Source organism: Pseudoalteromonas sp. TAE79, from assembly GCF_000498015.1.
In the GTDB taxonomy this organism is placed as follows: Bacteria; Pseudomonadota; Gammaproteobacteria; order Enterobacterales; family Alteromonadaceae; genus Pseudoalteromonas.
The window spans coordinates 1-24,498 of sequence record NZ_AUTL01000151.1 but is presented as its reverse complement, the minus strand read 5'-3'; the positions used below and the strand labels follow the sequence as shown (position 1 = coordinate 24,498).

Genomic DNA, 24,498 nt, shown 5'->3' with positions numbered 1-24,498 from the left:
AATATTATGGCGGAACTTTGACAGCACAATTAGCAACAAATCGATATATTCAAAACCTCCCAAAGTATTTAACACTTTGTGAGCATAACTATGTGCGACTATTAAAGTTGTTACCGAGCGAGCGCAATATAGGAAGCATTCGTGAAGTAAAACTTGGCAACAGTGAATTTGCTACAAAAATTGATGGCAGCGCAAAATACACTATGGATATTTCAATTAAGCAGCTAACAGGAATGGTTAAAGGGATAGCGCCGCTGTATTTAACGGCTCGCTTGTATCATGATGCGAAAGTAGCTGAAATAATTCATCACGATTATCATCAACGCATAAAACCATCGTACGGATACCCCAATCCTAAAATGCATCAAAAAGATGAAAAGTATCAACTTAATGCTTTTTTATACGACTGGTTAGTGGCCTGTGTAGAGCACGGGCAAGCAACATTAAATTGGGATGTAAATAATGGCTTGGTTTGATGATACATATACATTTGATAAATCATCTTTGTGCATTGCGCATATTACCGACAGCCATTTATTTGCAGATAAAAATGGTGAATATTTTAATGCAAATACTGCAGCTCATTTTGAACAAGCTTTGGCACACATCGCTGAGCAGCCAGTAGATTGCGTAATTTTTGGTGGTGATTTAACACAAGACCATAGTTTCGAATCGTACTTATTATTTAGTGAACTTATAAATGCCAGTGACATCACTTGCCCTGTATTTTGGGTACCAGGTAATCATGATGAACTAGTAATGCTTAATCGCATAAGTGGCGGAAAAATAAATTCGGCTAAACATATTATTGCTAACGGGGTTGAGCTGCTTCTTATTAATTCTAAAGGGCCTACACCCGCAGGATGGGTTACTGGCGCGCATTTAGATGAAATAACTGATACTTTAGTCAACTCGAATAATAGTAAAGTTATCTTTTGCCATCATAATCCGCTGCCAATAAATGGCTATCTTGATAAGCACTTATTAGAAAATGGTCCACAGCTTTTAAATATTTTAGTTAATAGTAATAATGTATCTGCGCTTTTTCATGGTCATGTACACAACGATTATGAACAAAACTTTAGAGGCTTGCCTATATATGCAAGTCCTGCCAGTTCAGTCCAGTTTGTAAAATACACTCCAAAGTGGGAGCAAAAAAATGCAGGGCCTGCTTACAGAATGCTAAATATAAAGAGTAAAAAAGATAAAGTCGAAGTAAAAACGGAAGTGGTATGGCTAAGCGCGTAATTTATATTCATGGCTTTAATAGTTCACAAAAATCATATAAAGCTGTGCGCTTTGGTGAGCTTATGGCAAACTATGACGTTGATTATTGTGTACCGAACTTAAACCACGAGCCCCTACAAGCTATAATTGAGCTTGAACAATTACTAACGCCAGATACCGTTTTATTAGGTAGCTCGTTAGGTGGTTTTTTTGCCACGTATTTATCGCAGCGTTATCAAATTCCTGCAGTGGTCATTAATCCCGCGGTCGCACCTTATAATTTATTACAGTCGTTACTTGGGCCTAATTATAATCCGTATCAAGATTATCATTACGATTTAAATAACAGTCATATTGAGGCGCTGAAATTACTCGCTGTAGATAAATTAGCACATCCTGAGTTACTGTATTTATTACAGCAAACAGGCGATGAAGTGTTGAACTTTCAACACGCAGTAAAATATTATTCGCAATGCAAGCAATTGATAGAGTTTGGTGGCGATCATAGCTACGTTGAATTTGAACGCACCTTTGCAAGTATTGTAGATTTTCTTAAAATCACGTAAAACTAGTTAGCCTGAACTGAGGTTAGTTACTATATTAACGCTTTAGCGCATATAACAATAAAACTAGTAAACGTATTAGAGCCTTAGCGGATATAAAGACAAAAACTATGAGTGATCAAAATTATAACGCCGAAGCCATTGAAGTACTTAATGGATTAGATCCGGTAAAACGACGCCCAGGGATGTACACCGATACCGTACGCCCAAACCATTTAGGCCAAGAGGTTATCGATAACAGTGTCGATGAAGCTATGGCGGGTCATGCCACTCGTATCGACGTAATACTCCATGAAGATAACTCGCTCGAAGTGAGCGATGACGGACGTGGTATGCCTATTGATATTCACCCAGAGGAAGGTATCCCAGGGGTTGAACTAATCTTCACTAAGTTACACGCCGGTGGTAAGTTTTCTAATCAAAACTACCAATTTTCCGGTGGTTTACACGGTGTAGGTATTTCTGTAGTAAATGCGTTATCTACACGTGTAGAAGTAACGGTAAGGCGCGACGCTCAACAATTTAGAATGGCCTTTGAAAACGGCGACAAGGTAGAAGACTTGAGCGTAATTGGTACTGTTGGTAAGCGCAATACAGGTACCACCGTTCGTTTTTGGGCTGACGTTAGCTATTTTGATTCTCCAAACTACTCAATTACCAAGCTTAATCATTTATTAAAAGCCAAAGCGGTTTTATGCCCAGGACTGCGTATTAAGTTTGTTAATAAGCAAACGAAAGAAACCAAAGAATGGTTTTACGAAACTGGCTTAAAAGATTACCTAATTGAAGCCGTTAAAGGGTTTGAAACATTACCGCAAGACCCATTTGTAGGTGAATTTAAAAGCTCAATTGAAGGCGCTGATTGGGCTGTTGTATGGCTACCTGAAGGTGGCGAATCAATAGCGGAAAGCTACGTAAACTTAATTCCTACCGCGCAAGGTGGTACACATGTAAATGGTCTGCGCCAAGGCTTGCTTGAAGCAATGCGAGAGTTTTGTGAGTTTAGAAATTTACTACCTCGTGGCGTAAAGCTAACACCGGATGATATTTGGGAGCGTTGTAGTTACGTATTGTCGGTTAAAATGCAAGATCCACAATTTGCAGGGCAAACCAAAGAAAAACTTTCATCACGTTCATGTGCCGCATTTGTATCGGGTGTTGTAAAAGATTCGTTTAGTTTATGGCTAAATGAACATACCGATACCGCAGAATTATTAGCTGAGTTATGTATTTCAAACGCGCAAAGCCGTTTGCGTGCAGCTAAAAAGGTCGTACGTAAACGAGTTACTGCAGGGCCTGCATTACCAGGTAAATTGACCGATTGTAGTGCTGCCGATAATGACCGAACCGAGCTGTTTTTAGTGGAAGGTGATTCTGCTGGTGGTTCTGCTAAACAAGCGCGAGACCGTGAATTTCAGGCAATTATGCCGCTACGTGGTAAAATTTTAAATACTTGGGAAGTAGAGTCGGGGCAAATACTAGCATCACAAGAAGTACATGATATTTCAGTGGCACTGGGTATTGACCCAGAATCAACAGATATGTCGGGACTGCGTTACAATAAGATTTGTATACTGGCCGATGCTGACTCGGATGGATTACACATTGCAACACTGTTATGTGCACTGTTTGTTCGTCATTTTCCAGAGTTAGTAAAAACAGGGCATGTGTATGTTGCAATGCCGCCATTATTTAGAATAGATATTGGCAAAGAAGTTTATTATGCCCTAGATGAAGAAGAGAAAACCGCTATTTTAGCGCGCATAGAAGCCGAGAAAAAACGCGGAAAAGTAAACGTACAACGATTCAAAGGTCTGGGTGAAATGAATCCGTTACAGCTTCGTGAAACCACTATGGATCCTAATACACGACGCTTAGTGCAGCTTACGCTTGATGAAGAAGTAGAAACCATGGAAATGATGGATATGCTACTTGCTAAAAAACGATCGCCTGATCGTCGTCAATGGTTAGAAGATCATGGTAACAAGGCGCTCGTTTAATTGCTTGTGCCTAACACTAGGAGAGACGAATGAAAAAATTACTAGGAAGTTTGCTGTTACTTGGGCTGACTAGCGCTCCTGCAATGGCTAAAAATATACTTGATAAGCTCACCGTAGCACCTGGGTTTGAAATTAGTTTATTTGCAAATGATGTAGAAAATGCACGTCAAATAGCTGTTTCAAAAAAAGGTATTGTGTATGTTGGCTCTCGTAAAGCAGGCAACGTATATGCGCTTATTGATCACAATAGCGACGGCGTAGCAGATAAAAAAATTGTTGTGGCTAAAGGCTTAAACATGCCCTCTGGCATAGCAATTAAAGATGGCGATTTATATGTAGGCGAAGTGCATCGTATTATTCGCTTTAAAAATATTGATACCCAATTAAAAGATCCAAAGTTTGATGTGGTCTATAACAAACTACCGAGTGAGCGTCATCATGGTTGGAAATTTTTACGTTTTGCACCAACGGGAGAATTAATCATTCCGGTGGGTGTACCGTGTAATATTTGTGCTGAGGATGAACGTTTTGGTCGTATTTTTGCCCTTAATGTAGAAACAAAACAAATAAAAACAATAGCTAAAGGCGTTAGAAACACAGTGGGTTTTGATTTTCATCCTGCTACTCAAGCTTTATGGTTTAGTGATAACGGTCGCGACATGATGGGCGATGATATTCCGCCTGATGAGTTAAACCGTGCAACGCAAGAAGGTGAGCATTTTGGTTTTCCGTATGTTCATGCCGGCGCAATTATTGACCCTGAGTTTGGGGAAGGTAAAAACATTGCCGATTACACATCGCCAGCACTTGCACTTCCAGCGCACGTAGCGCCACTAGGTATTCATTTTTATAACGGTAAGCAATTTCCAGCAAGTTATAAGCAACAATTATTTGTTGCTGAACATGGCTCATGGAACCGTTCTAAAAAGTCAGGCTATAAAGTAGGCCTTGCAACAATCGAAGTAGGTCGCGTAACTAAATATACGCCATTTATTACTGGCTTTATGAAAGACGAAACAACATTTGGACGCCCTGTTGCATTTGCAGAATTAGGTGACGGCAGTCTGTTAGTAAGCGATGATTACGCCAATGTAATCTACCGTGTAAGCTATAAGAAAAACTAGGTAAGCTTTAATGAGTGATACAGATACCTTGCTAATGCAAGGAATTGAGCAACAAACAATGGGGCGTTTTACCGAAGACGCCTATTTAAATTATTCCATGTACGTAATCATGGATCGTGCCCTACCGCATGTAGGTGATGGCTTAAAACCAGTGCAGCGTCGTATTATTTATGCGATGAGCGAATTGGGCTTGTCGGCTAACGCTAAGTACAAAAAATCAGCCCGTACAGTGGGTGACGTACTCGGTAAGTACCATCCACACGGCGACAGTGCCTGTTACGAAGCGATGGTATTAATGGCGCAGCCGTTTTCTTATCGCTACCCTTTGGTAGATGGACAAGGAAACTGGGGTGCGGCAGATGACCCTAAATCGTTTGCAGCAATGCGTTATACCGAAGCGCGTTTATCTAAGTTTTCAGAAGTACTGCTCAAAGAGCTTGGCCAAGGCACTGTTGATTGGACACCAAACTTTGATGGCACCATGGATGAACCTGTAGTATTGCCTTCTCGTTTACCGCATATTTTACTCAATGGTATAACGGGTATCGCCGTAGGTATGGCAACAGATATTCCGCCACATAACGTACGTGAAGTGGCTAGCGCATGTTGTTTATTACTTGATAAACCAAAAACAGAGCTTGAAGAATTACTTGAGCTTGTACATGCACCAGATTACCCAACAGATGCTGAAATAATTACCCCAAAAGCCGATATTCATAAAATATATAAAACCGGTCGTGGGTCTATCAAAATGCGTGCGGTTTACACCGAAGAGCATGGCGATATTGTTATTACAGCGCTGCCGCATCAATGTTCAGGTGGTAAAGTACTTGAGCAAATTGCAGCGCAAATGAACGCTAAAAAATTACCTATGATTGCTGATTTACGTGACGAGTCAGATCACGAAAATCCAACGCGTATTGTAATTATTCCGCGCTCAAACCGCATTAAAGCTGAGCCATTAATGGCGCACTTATTTGCAACCACCGATCTTGAAAAAAATTACCGCGTAAACTTAAACATGCTAGGCCTAGATGGTCGCCCGCAAGTTAAAGACTTGCGCTGTATTTTAAGTGAGTGGCTAACATTTAGACGCGAAACAGTGCGTCGTCGTTTGCAGTATCGTTTAGATAAAGTATTAGCACGTTTGCATATTTTAGAAGGTTTATTAGCAGCCTTTTTAAATATCGATGAAGTGATTGAAATCATCCGCAGCGAAGACAAACCAAAGCCTGTATTAATGGAGCGCTTTGATTTAACTGATACGCAAGCAGAAGCTATTTTAGAATTAAAACTTCGTCATTTAGCAAAACTTGAAGAGTTTAAAATTCGCGGTGAGCAAGATGAACTAGCCAAAGAGCGTGATAAATTAGCGCAAATTTTGGGCTCAGAACGTCGTATGTCGACACTGCTTAAAAAAGAAATTCAAGAAGCCGCTGAAATGTACGGTGACGATCGTCGCTCGCCAGTGATTGAGCGCTCAGAAGCGAAAGCACTTAACGAAAAAGATTTAATTCCGTCAGAGTCAGTTACTGTTGTGCTATCAGACAAAGGCTGGGCACGCGTTGGTAAAGGTCATGACTTAGATGTACAAGGCTTAAATTATCGCTCAGGTGACGGCTTTAGAGCCTCTGCTCGTGGTAAGAGTAATCAACCTGCGGTATTTTTAGATTCAGCAGGGCGGGCGTTTGCAACTGATGCGCACAGTCTACCTTCGGCGCGTAGCCAAGGGGAGCCAATGACAGGTCGTTTTAACTTAACACCAGGCGCTAATTTTGAGCACGTGGTAATGAGTGAAGACGAGCAAGTATTGCTTATGGCGTCAGATGCAGGTTACGGCTTTATTACCGACTTTAAAGACTTAGTGAGTAAAAATAAAAACGGTAAAGCGCTGGTAAGTGTCCCTAAAGGTGGAATATTACTTTCTCCTATTAGAGTGAACGATGTTGCTAGCGATTACTGTATGGCTATTTCTAACGAAGGTCGAATGCTTTTATTCCCGCTGCGAGACTTACCAAAGTTAGGCAAAGGTAAAGGTAATAAAATCATCTCTATACCAGGTGCTAAAGTACAAGCCCGTGAAGAGTTTGTAAAAGTGCTTGCTGTTGTACCACAAGGAAGCAGTGTTACGCTTCATGCTGGTAAGCGTAAACTAACGCTTAAACCAAGTGATTTAGAGCATTATCATGGTGAGCGAGGGCGTAGGGGTAATAAACTACCGCGCGGCTTACAGCGTGTTGACGAAGCCGTTGTTGAACTAACCCCACAAGATGATGAACCAATAGAAGCCATTAACGAAGAGTAACCAATTACTTTTTTGTATAAATAAAAACGGTCTGCATTTGCAGGCCGTTTTTGTTTTAAAATAAAGAGCTTGCATATTTCAGCGTACACTTGTTCGCTATTGACTCGTCTGTGTCACAAAATAACGCTATAATAATCATAATTGATCTTTGGAGAAACTCATTTGCTAGCTGTTATACGCGTTTTTATTATGCTGATGTTTATATTATTCAGTTGTATTTTTGGTTTATTACTTTCGATTGTAAGACCATTTCATCCCAATAATGTACATATTATAGCGGGCTGGTTTGGCTCAATGGCTAAAATGATTGGCGTTAAATTAGTTTTAACACGTCATGAAGATGCAATTGATGCAGGCCCTGCAGTTTATGTTGCTAATCATCAAAATAGCTACGACTTATTTACAGTGCCTGCAATGGTGCCTAAAAACTGCGTAAGTTTGGGGAAAAAGAGCTTAAAGTGGATCCCATTTTTCGGTCAGCTTTATTGGTTGTCGGGTAATATATTAATAGACAGATCGAATCGCTCCAAAGCAGCGGGAACTATCTCCAAAGCAGCCGAAAAAATTAAAAATAATGGCTTATCTGTATGGATGTTTCCAGAAGGCACACGAAGCTATGGAAGAGGGTTGCTACCGTTCAAAACAGGTGCTTTTCACACCGCAATGAGCGCAGATGTACCCATAATTCCGTTGTGTATGAATACAACACATAAAACCATTAAGCTAAATCGTTGGGATAATGGTACAATTTACATCGAAATGTTAGCGCCTATACCGCTTGATAAAGAAATTAGCGCGCGTGAGCATGCTAAAAGCGTGCATAGCATTATGGCTGCTAAAATAACTGAATTAGATGCTCAAGTGAGAGAAAAATAATGGAAAACTGGCGTGAAATAAGTGAAGACATCGTAAGTTCACTACTTGAAGATGGATCAGATCCTGAAATACTTTATGAAGTAGAACACCATTTTGTGTGTGAAGACTTCCCTAAACTAGAGCAAGCTGCATTGGCTGCTTTTAAATTAGGCTACGATGTTGAAGAGCCAGCAGAGCTTGAGCTTGAAGATGGCAGTAAAATTTGGAGCTTTGACATTGTAGTTGAAGCTGAGCTAGACGTAGACGTTATTATGGAAGACGTTGATAAGCTAGCGCAACTAGCCGTTGAGTGCGATGTTGAATACGACGGTTGGGGCACTTACTTTCAAGAGTAATTAATTACCCAGCATTAGAAAAATAGTAAAGGCGAGCATTTAACAATGCTCGCCTTTTTTTAGTTTTACTCCCTGTTTAAGCTTTAAATACACTCATTAGCCTCTATATAAATCAAAAATGTACATTACCAATTTAAATATGGTTATTACCAATTTGAAATTAGGCTTTAATTTATCTCTATTTTTATTTTTTATTCATACTAAATTAATATTGTCCATAATTATTGGTAAGCAGTGTTATTTATTTTTTAGTACTTATGTCTGAAATTAAAATTTATTTTTAAAAATTAATTCGTTACTTAATAAAATATAATGTGTTGATTAAATTGAAAATTAAATTTGTTTTTAATTGGTAATAAAGATGTAAGTAATACTTATTTGCTGTACCACACTGTGTTGACATATTGGTAACAATAAATATAACCTTTACCCCGCCTTCGGGCATACTTTTTGGTAATGTTAATTGGTAAGTTTTATTTGCCATTTAAATTACCATTACTATTCATACACAATTAAAAACCTGTATAGCGGTAAGATCTAAGTGTTAGTGAATTTCACTAACCTAAGTAGTTAGGTTGTTTTTATGTTCAGGTTTAAAGGAATAAAGATAATGATTAACCACAAGAAATTGTTTATTTGCACTGCAATTACTGCAACCTCAGCGTTATCTCACGCTGCAACTATTAATAACCCTGGCTTTGAAAGCGGTTTTAGTAGTTGGAACGAAACTGAGCCAGCGGCTATTTCATCTGATGCATATAGCGGATCTAAATCGTTAAAAATTCAGGGTAGTCCTGCACGTGTTTATCAATTAGTAAATATTCAGCCAAACACTGAATATACGTTAAGTGCTTATGTACTTGGTAAAGGGCAGATTGGGGTTAACGACTTAAACGGTTTATTTAAAAACAAAACCTTTGATGTATCGTCTTGGACTAAGGTAACTAAAACGTTTACTTCAGCGAATACCAATTCACTGCAAGTATTTGCTAAGCATTACAATAGCTCAAGTGATGTACGCTTTGATAATTTTACATTAGTTGAGGGCAGTAATAATGGCGGTGGCACTGATGATGGTGCAGGATCTGGAGACGGTACAACGATTCCAAGCAGCATTACAAGTGGTAGTGTTTTTGATTTAGAAGGGGATAGCCCTAACCCGTTAGTTAACGATAGTACGTTAGTGTTTGTACCTTTGGAGGCACAGCATATTACGCCTAACGGGAATGGCTGGCGTCATGAGTACAAGGTAAAAGAAAGCTTGCGTGTTGCCATGACACAGTCTTACGAAGTATTTGAAGCAACTGTAAAAGTTGAAATGTCTGATGGCGGTAAAACAATTATTTCACAGCACCACGCCAGCGATACTGGGACTATTTCTAAAGTGTATGTTTCAGATACTGATGAATCAGGTTTTAACGACAGCGTAGCGGGTAATGGCATTTTTGATGTCTATGTTCGTTTGCGTAATACCAGTGGCAATGAAGAAAAATTTGCGCTAGGTACTATTACAAGCGGTGAGTCATTTAACTTGCGAGTGGTAAATAATTACGGCGATGTAGATGTAAGTGCACTAGGTAATTCGTTTGGTATTCCTGTAGAAGATGATTCTGAATCTTACTTTAAGTTTGGTAACTACTTACAGTCTCAAGATCCAAATACTCTAGATAAATGCGGTGAAGCAGGTAACTCTAATTCATTCAAAAATTGCTTTGAAGATTTAGGCATTACCCAATCAAAAGTAACAATGACTAATGTTACTTATACCCGTCAAACAAACTAAGTAGCCACTTAATATGGCCACTCAATTGAGTGGCCATATTAAATATGCGTTTTAATTTACAGCCATTTTTTATTTTTAAAATACACACCAATACCGCCAGTGAGTACAATTAAAAATATGACAAAAGCACTAAACGCATAAGGGCTCTCTGTACCAGGAATACCTCCTACGTTTACACCTAAAAGCCCCGTTAAAAAGCCCAGTGGTAAAAAAAGTGCTGCCACTACAGACATAACATACATTCGCTGGTTTAACTGCTCAGAAACTTGGTTAGTGATTGTTTGCTGAATAATTTGCGCACGCTCAATCGAACTATCTAGCTCTTCAAGATAACGAATTAATAAGTTAGTGGTTTCATTAAGTTTTGCTTTATCGTCATCTAATAACCATAGGTAGTGGTTATTTACCATTGAGCTAAGGGCTTCTTTTTGCGGTTTTAAATAACGTTTTAAGGCAATAGTTTGGCGTCGCAATTGTGATAAGCCTTGGTTGTCAAACTTTTTACTTGGTTCATCTATTTCTTCTTCAAACTCGTCGAGTGTTTCATCTAGTGAGTCAATAACGCTTTGCATACGTGAGGTTAATTTTTGTGTAATAGAGCACACTAATTCAGAAATGTTGCATGGGCCTTTATTTTCATTTAAACAGGCGAGCGTATCTTGCACCGATAATAAACGGCGCTTACGGGTAGTAATAAGAATGTCTTCGCTAATAAATAAACGAATTGAAACCATGTCTTCAGGGCTTTGTGCTGGATTTAAATTTACACCACGTAAAAATAACATGTGCCCGTTAGTTGTAGCCGTAATACGTGGGCGTGTTTCATCAGCAATTAAAGACTCTAGTTCGTAATCGTTTAAATGAGGCTGTGCCTTGAGCCATTCAACTGCCTCACTTTGGCTATAATCCATGTGCACCCAAAGTTTACCTTGGCTTGGTTGCCAGCTATTTAGCTCATTAGTGCTTCCAATAGGACGAGCGCCGCCTTGTCCATCAAGTACAAGTGCATGTAGTAAACCATTAATCATAATTAGTTCTCATAATAGTGTATTTTTAATACTGTTAACTATAGTGTATCTACTTAGTTGCTTACAGGCTTACCTTTACTTTTAATAAGTTAAGCTTAAATAGCAAAATATATGCAGAGCCTCTATGTTGAGCAAAGTGGCATTAAAGTACGGCTTAGCAAGGCGTGCATTGTGTGACCAGTTGCTTAAAAAGATCAATTTAATTTACTAATCGACTAGATAAATTTATTTCATTGGTGTTTTTTGACCTGTAGAGTATAAGTCACTTTTTTATTAAGGGCACATTTATGACAGCAAAGATCACAGTTGGTTGGCGTGAGTGGTTAAGTTTACCTGAGCTTGGTATTAACGAGATAAAAGCAAAAATTGATACTGGCGCTCGCACTTCATGTATTCATGCAATTAACATTGAAGAATACGAAGTTGACTCAGAAAAATGGGTTAAATTTACGGCCCAACCACTGCAAGATGATGAACAAACACAAGTCACTTGCAATGCAAAAGTTAAAAAAATGAAGTACGTAACCAGCTCAAGTGGGCAAAAAGAGCTACGCTACTTTATAGAAACTACATTACATGCAGGCGAGCATAGCTGGCCTATCGAGCTTACTTTAACAAGCCGTGCAACAATGAAGTTTAGAATGTTATTAGGGCGTACAGCCATGGAAAATCGTATAGTCGTTGACCCGGCTTTATCTCAACTATTAGGTCGTAAGGTTTAACTATGAAAATCGGTATTTTATCTCGTAACAGAAAGCTATATTCAACACGTCGCTTAATTGAGGCAGCAGAAGCACGCGGCCACGAAGTTAAAGTGATTGATGCATTGCGTTGTTATATGAATATCAACTCTGAGCAACCAGAAATTCACTATCGCGGTGAAAACTTAAAAGAATTTGACGCAATTGTCCCGCGTATTGGTGCATCGGTTACATTTTATGGCTGTTCGGTACTTCGTCAGTTTGAAATGATGGGTGTTTATCCTGTAAACGAATCAGTCGCTATTTCTCGTTCGCGCGATAAATTACGTTCACTTCAGTTACTTTCGCGCAAAGGCGTTGGTATGCCAGTAACAGGTTTTGCCAGCAAACCCGATGACGTAAAAGACTTACTAGAAATGGTAGGCGGTGCACCTGTTGTAATTAAATTACTTGAAGGCACACAAGGCATTGGTGTTGTACTTGCTGAAACACGCAAAGCAGCTGAAAGTGTTATTGAAGCGTTTATGGGCTTAAAAGCCAATATTATGGTTCAAGAATATATTAAAGAAGCGGGTGGTGCAGACATACGTTGTTTTGTACTAGGCGACAAAGTAATCGCAGCAATGAAGCGCCAAGCACAAGAAGGTGAGTTCCGCTCTAACCTTCACCGTGGTGGTAGCGCTACGTTAGTTCGCATTACTCCAGAGGAACGTAAAACGGCAGTAGCAGCGGCTAAATCAATGGGCTTAAATGTAGCGGGAGTTGATTTACTTCGCTCATCTCGTGGGCCACTTGTGATGGAAGTTAACTCATCACCGGGTTTAGAGGGCATTGAAATAGCAACAGGTAAAGATATTGCAGGTATGGTGATTGATTTCATCGAAAAAAATGCCTCAAGTAAAGGAACAGCAACACGTGGCAAAGGTTAAAATTAACCGTCCTTTTTCCTTATTAGGAGAAAATGTAGGCGTAGGCGAGCGTAAAACGCTTGCCTTAGAAGCAGCTAAGCTTTACACCCATTCACCACTTAATATTCCTATTGAAGTGGTTAATGGTGTAATGGAAGGCCCTGTGCTTATGGTGTGTGCGGCTATTCATGGTGATGAGCTAAATGGTGTAGAAGTTGTGCGTCAGTTACTTGCTAAAATAGATCCAAGCCAACTGCGCGGAACAATAATCGCTGTGCCTATTGTGAATGTGTTTGGCTTTATTCACAAATCGCGTTATTTACCAGATAGACGCGATATGAATCGCAGTTTCCCAGGTTCTGAACGTGGTTCATTAGCTGGGCGTATGGCTTATATGTTTTTTAATCAAGTGGCAGTACATTGTACTCACATTATTGATTTGCATACTGGCGCTATTCATCGTACTAATTTACCGCAAATTCGCGCTAATTTAGAAGATGAAGCAACCGCTGAAATGGCTAAAGCATTTGGTACGCCGGCGGTTATAAATGCATCCCTTCGTAATGGTTCATTACGCAGTGAAGCCGCAAACTTAGGTATACCTGTTATTACTTATGAAGCAGGCGAAGCGCTACGCTTTGACCCTATCGCTATTGCGGCAGGTGTGCAGGGCGTTGATTATGTTATGCGTCATTTAAAAATGATCCGTGGCAAGCGCCCTAAAAAGTTACCAGATCCTATTATTGCAGGTTCTACTAGTTGGATACGTGCAGAGGTTGATGGCATTGTGCGTGCACAAGTATCACTAGGGGAGCATGTAACTAAAGGGCAAGTGCTTGCATATATAAGTAGCCCTCTAGGGGATTCTGAGCTTGAGCTTTTAGCGCCTAAAGGCGGTATTGTTATTGGTCAGCAAACGATGCCATTGGTAAATGAAGGTGATGCGGTATTCCACCTTGCTTACTTTGCAAACGACAATAGTTTAGTAGAGCAGCAACTAGAGAACTTTATTGATGAGATAAATGATTTAGATGACGAGCTTAAAACAGCTGAACTAAATAACTAATAGCTAAACTAAATTCTGTTTAGCTAAGCATTAAAAAGCCGCAGTAGGTAATTACTTACTGCGGCTTTTTTGTGAATATGATTTTTTAAACTATGTTTTTTTAGGACCAATAATACGCTTTATAACAGGGGGTTTAGTTGGCTTTGGTTCTTTATTTAAAACCATGACAGGACGGGTCACAAATAAATTGTTAGGGTAAATTACACGGTGCCCATCAATATGTTCAAGTACTACATTCATTAAGCCCATTTCAACAATGCGCCCTTCAACATGATTCGCACCATCAATAATTCGTACCCAATAACCAACGCGGCAATCGTTTTGAATAAACATCAGTAAAAATGCGGTGAGGTTACTCAATAATGACCAAGCGGCAAAAAGCGCTACCCCTAACATGGCAAATAAAGAAGAGCCTAAAACCAATAAACCACGCAGCTCTATACCCCAAAATACTAAAACCAAACACAGTACTACAAAGGCGAGTATAATTTTTAGTAAAAGCTCTGCACGGTATTTTCGGTGTAAATCTACTTTGCCTTTAATCGCTTTTTCGAGTAGTTTTTTGGTTATTTTTAATAGAAGAGGGAAAACCAAAATAGCGATTATAGTTACAACTAACTTATATTGTGATGCAAACAATTCTAAAACTTCTATTATTTCCACATTAGGTCCTGAACTTTCATAACAATTTAATGCAATTGGTATTAGTTTAACGTGTTTGTATTATTTAAAAAGTGTTTTTAACGCTTACTAGCCACTGGACTGAGTCTACATCGTCGTAGCTATCGACTGGGGCTGCAATATCAATGTGGATCATGGTTCCTGAATTTGCACGACTTGGTGCTAAACGAAGACCCACGCCTATATTTTTTAATACATGTGCGTTTTCGCCATTATCTTTATCGTTAAACCATGCTCTGCCTACATCTACAAAAGCTGCGCCACCCACTTTAAATAATTGTAGTAAGTCGTACTCCCAGTAATAGCGTTTTTCTAGATTAACTAAAAAGCTACGGTCGCCATGTTGATAATCCATAGGGTAACCACGCAGGCCTGTTTCGCCGCCTAAAGTAAGTTGTTGATCAGCAGTCAGGTTTTTTGCGTATTGCACGCGGGCTTTAACATACCAAGATTGGTCTTCACTGGTATTTAAATAATATTGTACTTGGCTGGTGGCCATAAAGTTTTCGAGTTTTTTCTGTTCTTTATTCCAATAGCCATCAATATCAGCACTAAAACGCCATAAGGTATTATCGTTAGTAAAGTGGGCTTTTTTAAAGTTAAAAGAATACACCGCGCGGCTGTCGTCATTACTTAATGATTCGTCTGAATAGCCAATTAAGCTTTTAATATTCCAGCCTAAGTTTAAATCCTCAGTGCGAGATATACTGTCAAAATTGCGTACTTTTATGTAGTTATCTTCAAACCAATGGCCGCTTATAAAGGGATAACTTAAACTTCTGTCATCGGCAAGTGGTGCAAATGTAGTGTCTATAGCTTCAAAGGTATGCTGCTCGTCGGTATAACCTAAGGTTAAGCGTTGGGTCCAATTATTATTAAGCGCTTTAGAGTGTCCTATAAATACACGGTTTAAATCGGTAGTTTGATCAAATTCGCTAAACTCTTCGCCGCGTTTATATAGTGACTCTTCGCGCTGCTCAGAATAGCTTAAAATACCGTAACTAAAAGGGGTGTCTATCGCGTAAAATGGATAGGTTAGCTCAAGTAAATGGCGCTTGCCATCGCTGTTATCAGCGTACTCTAAACGGCCGCGGTAGCGAGTAGATAAAATATTAGGATCGTCGTAAACAAATAAATAACCGCTACGATCGCTGTCAGTCGTGCGTGACAAAGAAAGGCGCTTCCCCCAACCAAGCAGGTTTGATTCTCTAAAACCTATACTTGATTTATTTTCTCCGCCGCTACGGCTAAAGTTTACTTCAGGTAAAAGTGTCCATAAATCACGGGTAACCACTTCTACATTAACGTCACCGTCGCAGTTTTCGATTGCACTAATTTGTGCATCATATAAGTAGCTTTCTTTACGAAGTAGGCGCTCAGACTCTGCAAGCTTTTTAGCGTCGTACTTGTCACCAGGGGAGAATAATAAAAGGTTATTAATAACATCGGGCTCTGTTTGAATATGAGCGCGATTAGCAAATCGGAATAAGGCATTATTTTCCTCTTCAAGCTCAGTATTAAATACATTAAGTTGCTTGAGCTTTATTGAGGCTATTTTAGCGTTACTATTACTGTGTGTGAGGGTTGTTTTGTCTTGAACTTCTCGGCGTAAGTTTTTATTTGTGCTTAAATCTGTCTGTTCTACAAGGCAGTTATCAGTTTTCGTTGAAGATTGTTGTGCGAATGTATTTGGCACATAAAAGCTTAAAACCGTTAAGCTAATACAACATTGTGCTATCCATTTCTTGTTCACCATTAAACCTCTTTACTGCAACGTAGCAAATGACTATCGTAATATCAGCTTACATCATTGTTATTATAATGTAAGTAAAAGGTATGGATTTTGAAACTAATTAATTGTTACCCGTTTTCACTTTTGTTAATGAAGACTGCTTAGGTAAATTTGACGTTTAAAATTAGCCTAAATAAAAGGCAAGTGCAGCTAATAAGTGTTCTGCTTCAGCACCTTCGCCATTAATCCAGACACTTTGACTGTAATGTTCGTAGTTTAAGTTAAAGGTATGGTGATTATAAGTAAAACGAACTTGATGACGATCGGCGCCTGCAGAGTATTCGTTGATGGTTATGTCATTTGAGTGTAAAAAGAGTGTACTCCACAGTTCAAAGTCTTCATCGTGTGGAGGCTCGACTGGTGTAATTAAAATGAATTTGTGAGCGTGGTCATATTCTATTTGGGTCATAATGCTCTTAATTAGTAGCTAGGTAATGTCGAATTGCCGTTAAAAATTCGCCGCCGTACTTATTTAACTTAGTAAAACCAACACCTGAGACCTTTAAAAATTCACTGTCGTTTGTTGGCATAAGCTGCGCCATTTCGGCTAACGTTTTATCATTAAATACTACATAAGGTGGCACATCGTCGGCATCAGCAAGTTCTTTACGAAGTGCGCGCAGGCGAGCAAACAGTTTTTTGTCGTAATTAAATTGCGCTAACTTATCTTGATAAACGTGTTTGGCTTGCAGGCGTGGCTCGGCTAATTGCAGTGCGTATTCACCTTTTAAAATTACACGCGCGGCTTCTGTTAATCTAAGTGACGCACCTTGTGTTATATCTTGGCTAAGTAAGCCTTGATGAATAAGCTGGCGTAAAATACTGAGCCAAAACTCACTGCTTTTATCTTTACCTATGCCGTAGGTACTTAACTCATGATGATTATTATCGCGTATGCGGCTAGTATTTGCACCGCGAAGTAATTCAACAATATAACCAAGTCCAAAACGTTGTCCCGCTCTGTACACACACGAAAGTGCTTGCTGGGCGACTAACGTACCATCAAAGCTTTTTGGCGGATTTAAGCAAATATCGCAGTTGCCACAAGGTTCGCGTTGATATTCACTAAAGTAGTTAAGTAATATTTGACGACGACATGTTTGCGCTTCGGCAAAGCTTGCCATTGCGTTAAAGCGTTGTTCTTCTACGCGGCGGCGTTGCTCGTCGTCTATGTCTTCAAAAAAGCGCCTTACGCGACCTATATCAGCTGGGTCAAAATACATTATAGCTTCTGCGGCAAGTCCATCTCGCCCAGCTCGACCTGTTTCTTGATAGTAAGACTCTATACTTTTTGGAATATCGTAATGCAGTACAAAACGCACGTTAGGCTTATTTATACCCATACCAAAGGCAACGGTTGCGACCACTATTTGAATATCGTCACGGGCAAAACCAGTTTGAACAAACTGTCGTTGCTCATTACTCATACCAGCATGGTAAGCGGCAGCGTTTAACCCTGCATCAGCCAATTTTTCGGCAATGTCGTCTACGCGTTTACGGCTGGTGCAATAAATGATACCGCTTTGGCTTTTTTGCTCCTTTAGGTAGCGAAGCAATTGCACCATAGGTTTAAATTTTTCTTCTATGGTGTAACGAATATTGGGGCGATCAAAGCTGCCAGTATGAATATAAGGCTGTTGTAGTTTTAATTGCTCAACTATATCAAACCGTGTGGCTTTATCGGCGGTGGCGGTTAATGCCATCATTGGGACATGTGCAAAACGTTGCTTTAATTCGTTTAAGCGAAAGTAATGAGGTCTAAAGTCATGACCCCAATGCGACACACAGTGCGCTTCGTCAATAGCAAATAAACTCACATTTAAATGCGATAAACGCTCTAAAAATTCGTGTTGTAATACTTTTTCAGGCGCCACATATAAGAGCTTAATTTGCCCCTGATGAAGCTGTTGATACACCAATTGCTGTTCTTCTCGTGCTAAGCTGTTATTAACGTAAGCGGCTTTTACCCCAAGAGCTTGCAGTTGCGTTACCTGATCTTGCATTAGCGATATAAGCGGAGATATAACAATGGTTACGCCTTCGAGTACTAAAGCAGGGATTTGGTAGCACACCGATTTTCCGCCGCCAGTAGGAAGCAGTACAAGCGAGTCTTGACCGTTAATAGCGGCATCAATAACTGCTTTTTGACCGTCGCGAAATTCACTGTAGCCAAACACTTGTTTGAGGACAGTTTCGGGTTTACGCACAAGGGTGCTAGAAGGTGGAGTTGATGTATTCATTGGCGGGTATTTTAGTGGTTTTTTAGTGAGATGTCTTTAGCTGAGTTACTTGATAAATTATTTAAGTGGAGTCTCGTAGTTTTACACTATGTATGTTTTACTCATCTTACCTGTTTTGACATAGAGAATAATAATGAATAAAGAAATGTTAATTGAACAAGTAGGCGCGTTATTTGTAAATGGCATGCCGTTTAACCAGTTTTTACAAATATCGGTTGAGTCGTTAAGCCCTGAACAGGCCAAAATTACGTTCCCGTGGCAGGATGTACTAATTGGTAATCCTGCGCAAAAAATACTCCATGGTGGTGTTATTTCAGCCGTACTTGATAATGTAGGCGGTATGCTCGCTGCAGCAAGTGTAATTGATAAACTCACCGATTTAGATATCACAAGTGTGCAAACAAAATTAGCCACGCTTGGGACTATCGACTTACGTACTGATTATTTGCGCCCTGGTAAAGGAGAGAGCTTTACTGCCAGCGCAACACTTATTCGTTCAGGTAATAAAGTATGTGTATGCAGAATGGAATTACATAACGAACAGTCTGTTCAAATTGCTTTTGGAACCGGTACGTATTTAGTTGGATAAAACGCGCGTGGCAAGTAAACTAGCGGCCTTTTAAATCACTAAGTGTTTATTATGTCGATTGATACCGAGCAGCGTAAAGGTGCTATTTTTGCTTGTCTTGCTTTTTTTATGTGGGGTCTTGCGCCAATATACTTTAAGTTAATTCAGCATGTTACTGCCTTTGAAATTTTAATGCATCGGGTTGTTTGGTCGGTTGTATTTTTAGTACTGGTAGTAAGTATTTTAAAGTATTGGGACAAAGTAAAACGCATCATTGTTCAGCCTAAGCTTTTGCTTATGCTTGTCATTACCTCTGCACTGCTTGGGTTTAACTGGGGTTTATTTATATGGGCTATAAATAATAACCATATGCTTGATGCGAGTTTGGGCTATTACATAAACCCTCTTTTAAATGTATTGCTGGGAATGCTCTTTTTAGGTGAACGCCTGCGTAAGTTTCAAGGCGTAGCAGTAGCACTTGCCTTTAGTGGTGTTGTACTGCAGCTAATTAGTTTTGGCTCGTTTCCGGTAGTTGCATTTTCATTGGCTATATCGTTTGCGCTTTATGGTTTAATACGTAAAAAGTTACCTGTTGAAGCTCTGCCTGGTATTTTACTTGAAGCACTTATATTACTGCCTGTCGCACTTATTTATTGGTGGTTAATGGTGCCTACAGCAACATCAAGCCTGCCAGCTAATGATTGGCATACTAATGTACTACTGATTAGTGCAGGTATTGTAACTACATTACCACTGCTGTGTTTTACCGGTGCAGCTAAGCGTTTGCAATATACTACACTTGGCTTTTTTCAATACATTGGGCCAAGCTTAATGTTTATACTAGCTGTGGTGTTTTATGGTGAAGTGTTTGATGCAGAGCGTGTAGTAACATTTGCATGTATTTGGAGTGCACTGGCTATTTTTAGTTGGGACTCTTACCATCAATCACGCAAACGTAAAAAAGCGGCTATTACAGCCGCAGAAGTATAATTAACTAATAAAATGGTTAACTAACTACTTTATTACGACCAGATTCTTTAGCGTCGTAAAGCTTTAAGTCGGCCTGTTTTAAAAGTTCATCAATTTGATAAACAGGCCCGTTTGCAAAGCCAATAGAAATGGTGAATTTTATTTTAGCTTTACTAAACTCTTGGCTATTCATTTCTATAAAATACCTAAAGCCTTCAAGGCGTTTAAGGGCTTCTTGTTTATCTGCATCTATAAAATAAACTGCAAACTCTTCACCACCTAAGCGCGCTACTAAGTGCTTTTTAAAGTATTTACTGAAGCAAATAGAGAGCCCTTTTAATACTTCGTCGCCAACATCGTGTCCGTATGTATCGTTAATTGATTTAAAGTGATCAATATCAAGCATAGCTAAAGCACCGTCACCTTTAGTATGTTTTATTTGCTTTAATGATTTTTCAGCTTCTTCAAAAAAGTAACGACGATTTGGTAAATTAGTTAAATAATCCGTGTTGGCTTGTCGCCTTATGGTGGCTATAAGGTCTAACATATCGACGTTTTGACTAAGCCTGCAGTAAAACTCTTCGCTATTAAAAGGTTTGTGCAAATAATCGTTTGCGCCATTTTTTAAAAATAAACTAGAAAGCCCTACAGAGTCAGAACCCGAAATACCAATAATAGCTTTTTCATCATTGCTGTATAAGCGGCGAATCTCGCTACATAGTTCATCGCCATTCATATTGGGCATTTCATTATCAGTAATAATAACTGAAATATCAGGTGAAGCTTCAAGCAGGTTTAACGCTTCTTGTCCGTCTTGTGCTTCAATAATTTGATACTTATGGCGCACTAATAAACTACAAATGTATCGTCGGGTCGATTTAGAGTCGTCAACAACGAGTACTTTTACATTTTCGTTGCGAGGCAGGCGCTGTAACTGTTTTTCGAGGTACTGATAAGCTTGTTTATTTTCTTTAATGATGTAATCGATGATTGGGTATTTTTCTACAGTGTCGCGAGTTTTTTTATCAATATTGCCCGTCATTACAATAGTTGGAATGTCTGCATTAATAGTACAAGGTATAGCCTCACCTAATGGGGCATCAGGTAATATGAAGTCAACTACAGCGCAAAAATAGCTATTTTTACTTATAAGCTCTTTTGTTTGCGCTAATGACTCAGCTATATCAACTTCATAACCAGCCTTAAGCGCGATGTGCTTTTGCACTCGCGCCATGGCAGGTGTATCTTCAACTATTAGTATTTTTCGCGTCACGGAACAACCCTATATATATTTTGCAAAAATATTTGCTTATACAAGTTGTAACTGTTAAAACGCAAAAAAGCAAATAACTTAAATACTTACAGATTATCCGCTTCTGAATAATACTCTTGGCTAATCGGCGCCGGGCTCGACATTTTTGAACGGCCAAATAAAGTATGAAACTTAGTTTTGCAGGTCGTTAGTTTTAAGTATTTTACCCAAGCTCGTTCGATTGGGTTGGTAGGTTCTTGTGAGCCAGTTACGACTGCTACAAACTGTTCTTGGTGTTCGTTTTGCGGCTCAATTGTTTTACTGTATAAGCCTTTTAAAACAACTCCGTGTTGTTCAAGTATGCTGGCTTCTAATAAGGTGAAGTTTCCGCTGCGGCTAAAGCCTCGTGGAAAGTTTTGATCATCATAAAATTGACGTTGGCTAACAAATGCTTGGCGTAGTAATGAAATGTTATTGCTCATAGCTTTATCCTCATACCTTAGTAATTAGCTGGAGTATGATGCAAGTTTGGCAATTTATTAAACAAATTATTTTTATCGTGAGGATAAAAAATTGGATATCGATTTATTAAAAACATTCGTTGAGGTAGTGCGTACGCGTCACTTTGGTAAAGCGGCCGAAAACCTTTATATTACGCAGTCTGCAGTGAGCTTTAGAATTCGCCAATTAGAGCAAGGGCTTGGTGTTAATTTGTTTATTCGCCAGCGTAATAACATTCAACTTACAGCACCTGGCGAGCGCTTATTACCGCACGCGCAAATGATTATTACAGGTATGCAGCGCGCCAAAGTAGATGTTGCGCTTGCCGATAATATGCATAAGCAAATTAGCTTAGCAGGAACGCCTAATATTTGGGATGCTTTTTTACAGTTTGGTATAACAAATATTGTATCGGCGATGCCGGGCGTGTCGTTGGTTGCAGAAGTTAAAGCACAACAAGAAAGCACTCGACTATTATTAGAGCGCACGCTTGATTTGGCAATATTGTTTGATCCACCAAAAGTAGACGAGTTAGTAGTAGAGCGAATTTGTGAGTTGCCAATCATTCCTGTAAGCGGATATGACACAGCAACCAACGAAAACTTTTTTGATAATCAGTATGTATATGTTGATTGGGGAACTACTTTTTCTATTTGGCATGCACGCCAGTTTACAGGAAAAACGCCACCTTACTTTAGAACTAGCACAGGACGTATTGCACTTGATTTAATACTGCAATGTGGCGGCAGTGCATTTATACCTCAAGTATTGGTAGAAGGGCATTTAGAAAAAGGTGAACTGTTTCATGTTAAAGATGTAGAAAATACCTCGCGAGACGTGTTTATAGCGTATCACAGAGACAACGAGCAAAAAGAGTTAATAGAAACCTTAGTTAATTTACTATCGCAAATGACCCCAAGCTTGTCATTGAAGAAAAGTAAGTAAGTTCGGCCGTTTATTAGGCTTTCATGTTATTTTGATTTCAAATTTAATGCATTTTTATTAATAAAAAAAGACATTAATATTTCCATTGTAATATTACTGTCATTTAGCGGTGACAAAATGCAGCAGTTTTAAAAATTAGTCTTTTGTGATTATCCAAGGAAATAACATGAAATTTGTAAAATCGAGCTTATGCTTAGCACTGTTAAGTGGTTTATCTTTTAATGCACTTGCCGATGTAGACATTTACGGTAAAGCGAATGTAACAGTGCAATCATCTGATGACGGCGAAGGGTCTTTTACTGAGATAAAAAGTAATGCATCTCGTCTTGGTGTTAAAGGTTCTGAAAAAATAAATGATAGTTTAGAAGCGGTATATAAGTTTGAGTTTCAAGTTGATGTGTCTGATGCTGATTCAAAAGGCGATAACGACGACAATATTTCTGCGCGTAACCAATACGTTGGTTTAAAAGGTGCGTTTGGCCAAGTGGTTATTGGTCGTAACGATACTGCGCTTAAACAATCTCAAGGTAAGTTAGACTTGTTTAACGACCTTGAAGGCGATATTAAAAATGTATTTAAAGGTGAAAACCGTTTAGGGAATACTGTTAGTTATTCATCAAACTCATACGAAGGTTTTAAAGTACTTGCTACTTTTGTAGCTGAAGATGATGTAGACGCTGATAACGGTTACTCAATGGCGGNTGCCTCTATCGCAGCCGATAGTGAAGTAAATGGCTACGATGTAGTACGCGCGTCAATCCAAGGTAAAGTTGAAAACTTTAAGTTAGGTGCAATGTACCAAACACAAGAAAAAGTTGACGGCAGCGCAGAAGCGGATGGTTATCTATTAAATGCAGCTTACAGCATGGGTAACAACACATTTAAAGTACAATACCAAGACATGGACTTTGACGACAGCGACGATAAGTCAGCAATATCAGTTGGTCTTGATCACAAATTAAATAAAAACATTAAAGTATTTGGCTTTTACTCAAGCTTCGACATGGACAACAACGTTGACCAAGACTACGTAGGCTTAGGTATGGAATACAAGTTTTAACTATTCGCTAAATTAGTTAAAACACTCCCTTTTAATCGCGCTCTTTTGAGTGCTGTTTTTTTTGCTTTAAATTATTTACTTAGCCGCCCATAATAGAGCTTCATTTGGAATGAGGTGCGAGTCCTCGACTGTTCTCGCAACTGTAATTAGCGCAAAGCTTTAAGTCAGATACAAATGGTATAATACCAATTTTATTAAAAACATGATCTTTCTAGCGAATTATATAACTTACTAACTTCGTTAAAAATTATTTATATAGAAAAAGTATATGTCATAATTTCCGCCTTGTTATTAAGCTATTTATTTGTCGCTATAATAAATCACTAATTTAATACAATTGGTATGAATTCTTTTAACGAGCGGGTTTACTCATTTTTTCTTGTAGTGCATTAGTATTTTTATCGCATTTTTAGTGAGTTTAACCTAGGGTCTGTTGAACTTTGCGGATTAAAATTTGTTCAAACTAGGGGCTATTTAATCGCGGCGCGAGGTTTGTAACCTAGTGGGCTCGATAACTGCTCCTGCGTTATTCTAATGGCTTACATCCATGTAAGAATAAGTAAAAACCGAGCAA

At 39.1% G+C, this 24,498-nt stretch carries 23 protein-coding genes and 1 riboswitch; of the genes, 16 read left to right on the top strand and 7 right to left on the bottom strand.

Features of this window, described 5'->3' with window-relative positions:
• Positions 1 to 17: 17 nt before the first annotated feature.
• The 9 genes from L655_RS0111080 to L655_RS0111035 all read left to right on the top strand — a co-directional run bounded on the left by L655_RS0111080 (position 18) and on the right by L655_RS0111035 (position 10,213).
• The gene (locus L655_RS0111080) at positions 18 to 476 is read left to right on the top strand and encodes a DUF1249 domain-containing protein (RefSeq protein WP_024596230.1); all 459 of its coding nucleotides are present in this window, start codon (positions 18 to 20) and stop codon (positions 474 to 476) included.
• The gene (locus L655_RS0111075) at positions 463 to 1,248 is read left to right on the top strand and encodes a metallophosphoesterase (protein ID WP_002961959.1); all 786 of its coding nucleotides are present in this window, start codon (positions 463 to 465) and stop codon (positions 1,246 to 1,248) included. Before L655_RS0111080 ends, L655_RS0111075 begins: the two co-directional genes overlap by 14 nt.
• Entirely contained in the window at positions 1,233 to 1,793 is a 561-nt protein-coding gene (locus tag L655_RS0111070) for a YqiA/YcfP family alpha/beta fold hydrolase (RefSeq protein WP_002961960.1), read from the top strand. Before L655_RS0111075 ends, L655_RS0111070 begins: the two co-directional genes overlap by 16 nt.
• A gap of 107 nt (positions 1,794 to 1,900) precedes the next feature.
• Positions 1,901 to 3,790 carry a DNA topoisomerase IV subunit B gene (gene parE / locus L655_RS0111065; RefSeq protein ID WP_024605068.1) on the top strand — a complete coding sequence of 630 codons (1,890 nt, stop codon included), beginning with the start codon at positions 1,901 to 1,903 and terminating at the stop codon, positions 3,788 to 3,790.
• A 29-nt stretch (positions 3,791 to 3,819) separates the two neighbouring features.
• Positions 3,820 to 4,914 carry a PQQ-dependent sugar dehydrogenase gene (locus tag L655_RS0111060; RefSeq protein ID WP_024605067.1) on the top strand — a complete coding sequence of 365 codons (1,095 nt, stop codon included), beginning with the start codon at positions 3,820 to 3,822 and terminating at the stop codon, positions 4,912 to 4,914.
• Positions 4,915 to 4,924: 10 nt separating this feature from the next.
• Entirely contained in the window at positions 4,925 to 7,219 is a 2,295-nt protein-coding gene (gene parC, locus L655_RS0111055) for a DNA topoisomerase IV subunit A (protein WP_024605066.1), read from the top strand.
• A gap of 162 nt (positions 7,220 to 7,381) precedes the next feature.
• On the top strand, positions 7,382 to 8,095 hold the full coding sequence (locus L655_RS0111050) for a 1-acylglycerol-3-phosphate O-acyltransferase (protein WP_024605065.1): 714 nt from the start codon (positions 7,382 to 7,384) through the stop codon (positions 8,093 to 8,095).
• Positions 8,095 to 8,430 (top strand): ribonuclease E inhibitor RraB, encoded by a 336-nt coding sequence (gene rraB, locus L655_RS0111045; RefSeq protein ID WP_002961968.1) that lies wholly within the window; start codon positions 8,095 to 8,097, stop codon positions 8,428 to 8,430. The genes L655_RS0111050 and rraB overlap by 1 nt, the downstream gene beginning before the upstream one ends.
• Before the next feature lie 610 nt (positions 8,431 to 9,040).
• Positions 9,041 to 10,213 (top strand): polysaccharide lyase family 7 protein, encoded by a 1,173-nt coding sequence (locus L655_RS0111035; protein WP_024605063.1) that lies wholly within the window; start codon positions 9,041 to 9,043, stop codon positions 10,211 to 10,213.
• Positions 10,214 to 10,269: 56 nt separating this feature from the next.
• Here L655_RS0111035 and L655_RS0111030 read toward each other — a convergent pair whose 3' ends face one another.
• A complete protein-coding gene (locus tag L655_RS0111030; protein ID WP_024605062.1) occupies positions 10,270 to 11,241 on the bottom strand; it encodes a zinc transporter ZntB in 972 nt (323 codons plus the stop codon).
• 287 nt (positions 11,242 to 11,528) lie between these two features.
• Here L655_RS0111030 and L655_RS0111025 point away from each other — a divergent pair, with 287 nt between their 5' ends.
• The 3 genes from L655_RS0111025 to L655_RS0111015 are packed head-to-tail and all read left to right on the top strand — an operon-like array spanning position 11,529 to position 13,916.
• Positions 11,529 to 11,963 (top strand): ATP-dependent zinc protease, encoded by a 435-nt coding sequence (locus L655_RS0111025; RefSeq protein WP_002961974.1) that lies wholly within the window; start codon positions 11,529 to 11,531, stop codon positions 11,961 to 11,963.
• A 2-nt stretch (positions 11,964 to 11,965) separates the two neighbouring features.
• On the top strand, positions 11,966 to 12,871 hold the full coding sequence (gene rimK / locus L655_RS0111020; RefSeq protein ID WP_002961977.1) for a 30S ribosomal protein S6--L-glutamate ligase: 906 nt from the start codon (positions 11,966 to 11,968) through the stop codon (positions 12,869 to 12,871).
• Positions 12,858 to 13,916 (top strand): succinylglutamate desuccinylase/aspartoacylase family protein, encoded by a 1,059-nt coding sequence (locus tag L655_RS0111015; protein WP_002961978.1) that lies wholly within the window; start codon positions 12,858 to 12,860, stop codon positions 13,914 to 13,916. Before rimK ends, L655_RS0111015 begins: the two co-directional genes overlap by 14 nt.
• A gap of 90 nt (positions 13,917 to 14,006) precedes the next feature.
• On the opposite strand, the gene L655_RS0111010 is transcribed toward L655_RS0111015, so the two are convergent.
• The 4 genes from L655_RS0111010 to recQ form a co-directional block, all read right to left on the bottom strand.
• Entirely contained in the window at positions 14,007 to 14,579 is a 573-nt protein-coding gene (locus tag L655_RS0111010) for a mechanosensitive ion channel domain-containing protein (RefSeq protein ID WP_024605061.1), read from the bottom strand.
• Positions 14,580 to 14,643: 64 nt separating this feature from the next.
• Positions 14,644 to 16,353, bottom strand: coding sequence for a BamA/TamA family outer membrane protein (locus tag L655_RS0111005; RefSeq protein WP_024605060.1), 1,710 nt, complete (start codon positions 16,351 to 16,353; stop codon positions 14,644 to 14,646).
• A 160-nt stretch (positions 16,354 to 16,513) separates the two neighbouring features.
• Complete coding sequence (locus L655_RS0111000) at positions 16,514 to 16,798, bottom strand: DUF3630 family protein (RefSeq protein WP_024605059.1); 285 nt, start codon at positions 16,796 to 16,798, stop codon at positions 16,514 to 16,516.
• 7 nt (positions 16,799 to 16,805) lie between these two features.
• Positions 16,806 to 18,629 (bottom strand): DNA helicase RecQ, encoded by a 1,824-nt coding sequence (recQ, locus tag L655_RS0110995; RefSeq protein WP_024605058.1) that lies wholly within the window; start codon positions 18,627 to 18,629, stop codon positions 16,806 to 16,808.
• A gap of 133 nt (positions 18,630 to 18,762) precedes the next feature.
• Between recQ and L655_RS0110990 the strand changes: the two genes are divergently transcribed.
• Together L655_RS0110990 and rarD are read left to right on the top strand one after the other, a co-directional pair.
• Positions 18,763 to 19,218: a thioesterase family protein gene (locus L655_RS0110990; RefSeq protein ID WP_024596241.1), complete on the top strand. Its 456-nt coding sequence runs from the start codon at positions 18,763 to 18,765 to the stop codon at positions 19,216 to 19,218.
• 51 nt (positions 19,219 to 19,269) lie between these two features.
• The gene (gene rarD, locus L655_RS0110985) at positions 19,270 to 20,187 is read left to right on the top strand and encodes an EamA family transporter RarD (RefSeq protein WP_024605057.1); all 918 of its coding nucleotides are present in this window, start codon (positions 19,270 to 19,272) and stop codon (positions 20,185 to 20,187) included.
• 16 nt (positions 20,188 to 20,203) lie between these two features.
• On the opposite strand, the gene L655_RS0110980 is transcribed toward rarD, so the two are convergent.
• Together L655_RS0110980 and L655_RS0110975 are read right to left on the bottom strand one after the other, a co-directional pair.
• Complete coding sequence (locus L655_RS0110980) at positions 20,204 to 21,439, bottom strand: response regulator (protein WP_024605056.1); 1,236 nt, start codon at positions 21,437 to 21,439, stop codon at positions 20,204 to 20,206.
• A gap of 86 nt (positions 21,440 to 21,525) precedes the next feature.
• Positions 21,526 to 21,900 carry a DUF413 domain-containing protein gene (locus tag L655_RS0110975; RefSeq protein ID WP_024596244.1) on the bottom strand — a complete coding sequence of 125 codons (375 nt, stop codon included), beginning with the start codon at positions 21,898 to 21,900 and terminating at the stop codon, positions 21,526 to 21,528.
• 91 nt (positions 21,901 to 21,991) lie between these two features.
• On the opposite strand from L655_RS0110975, the gene L655_RS0110970 reads away from it, so the two are divergent.
• Both L655_RS0110970 and L655_RS0110965 read left to right on the top strand, forming a co-directional pair.
• Positions 21,992 to 22,864, top strand: a complete 873-nt coding sequence (locus tag L655_RS0110970) for a LysR family transcriptional regulator (protein ID WP_024605055.1) — start codon at positions 21,992 to 21,994, stop codon at positions 22,862 to 22,864.
• A gap of 166 nt (positions 22,865 to 23,030) precedes the next feature.
• Positions 23,031 to 23,924 (top strand): porin, encoded by an 894-nt coding sequence (locus L655_RS0110965; RefSeq protein WP_024605054.1) that lies wholly within the window; start codon positions 23,031 to 23,033, stop codon positions 23,922 to 23,924.
• A 60-nt stretch (positions 23,925 to 23,984) separates the two neighbouring features.
• Positions 23,985 to 24,119: riboswitch (cobalamin riboswitch) on the top strand.
• Positions 24,120 to 24,498 lie beyond the last annotated feature (379 nt).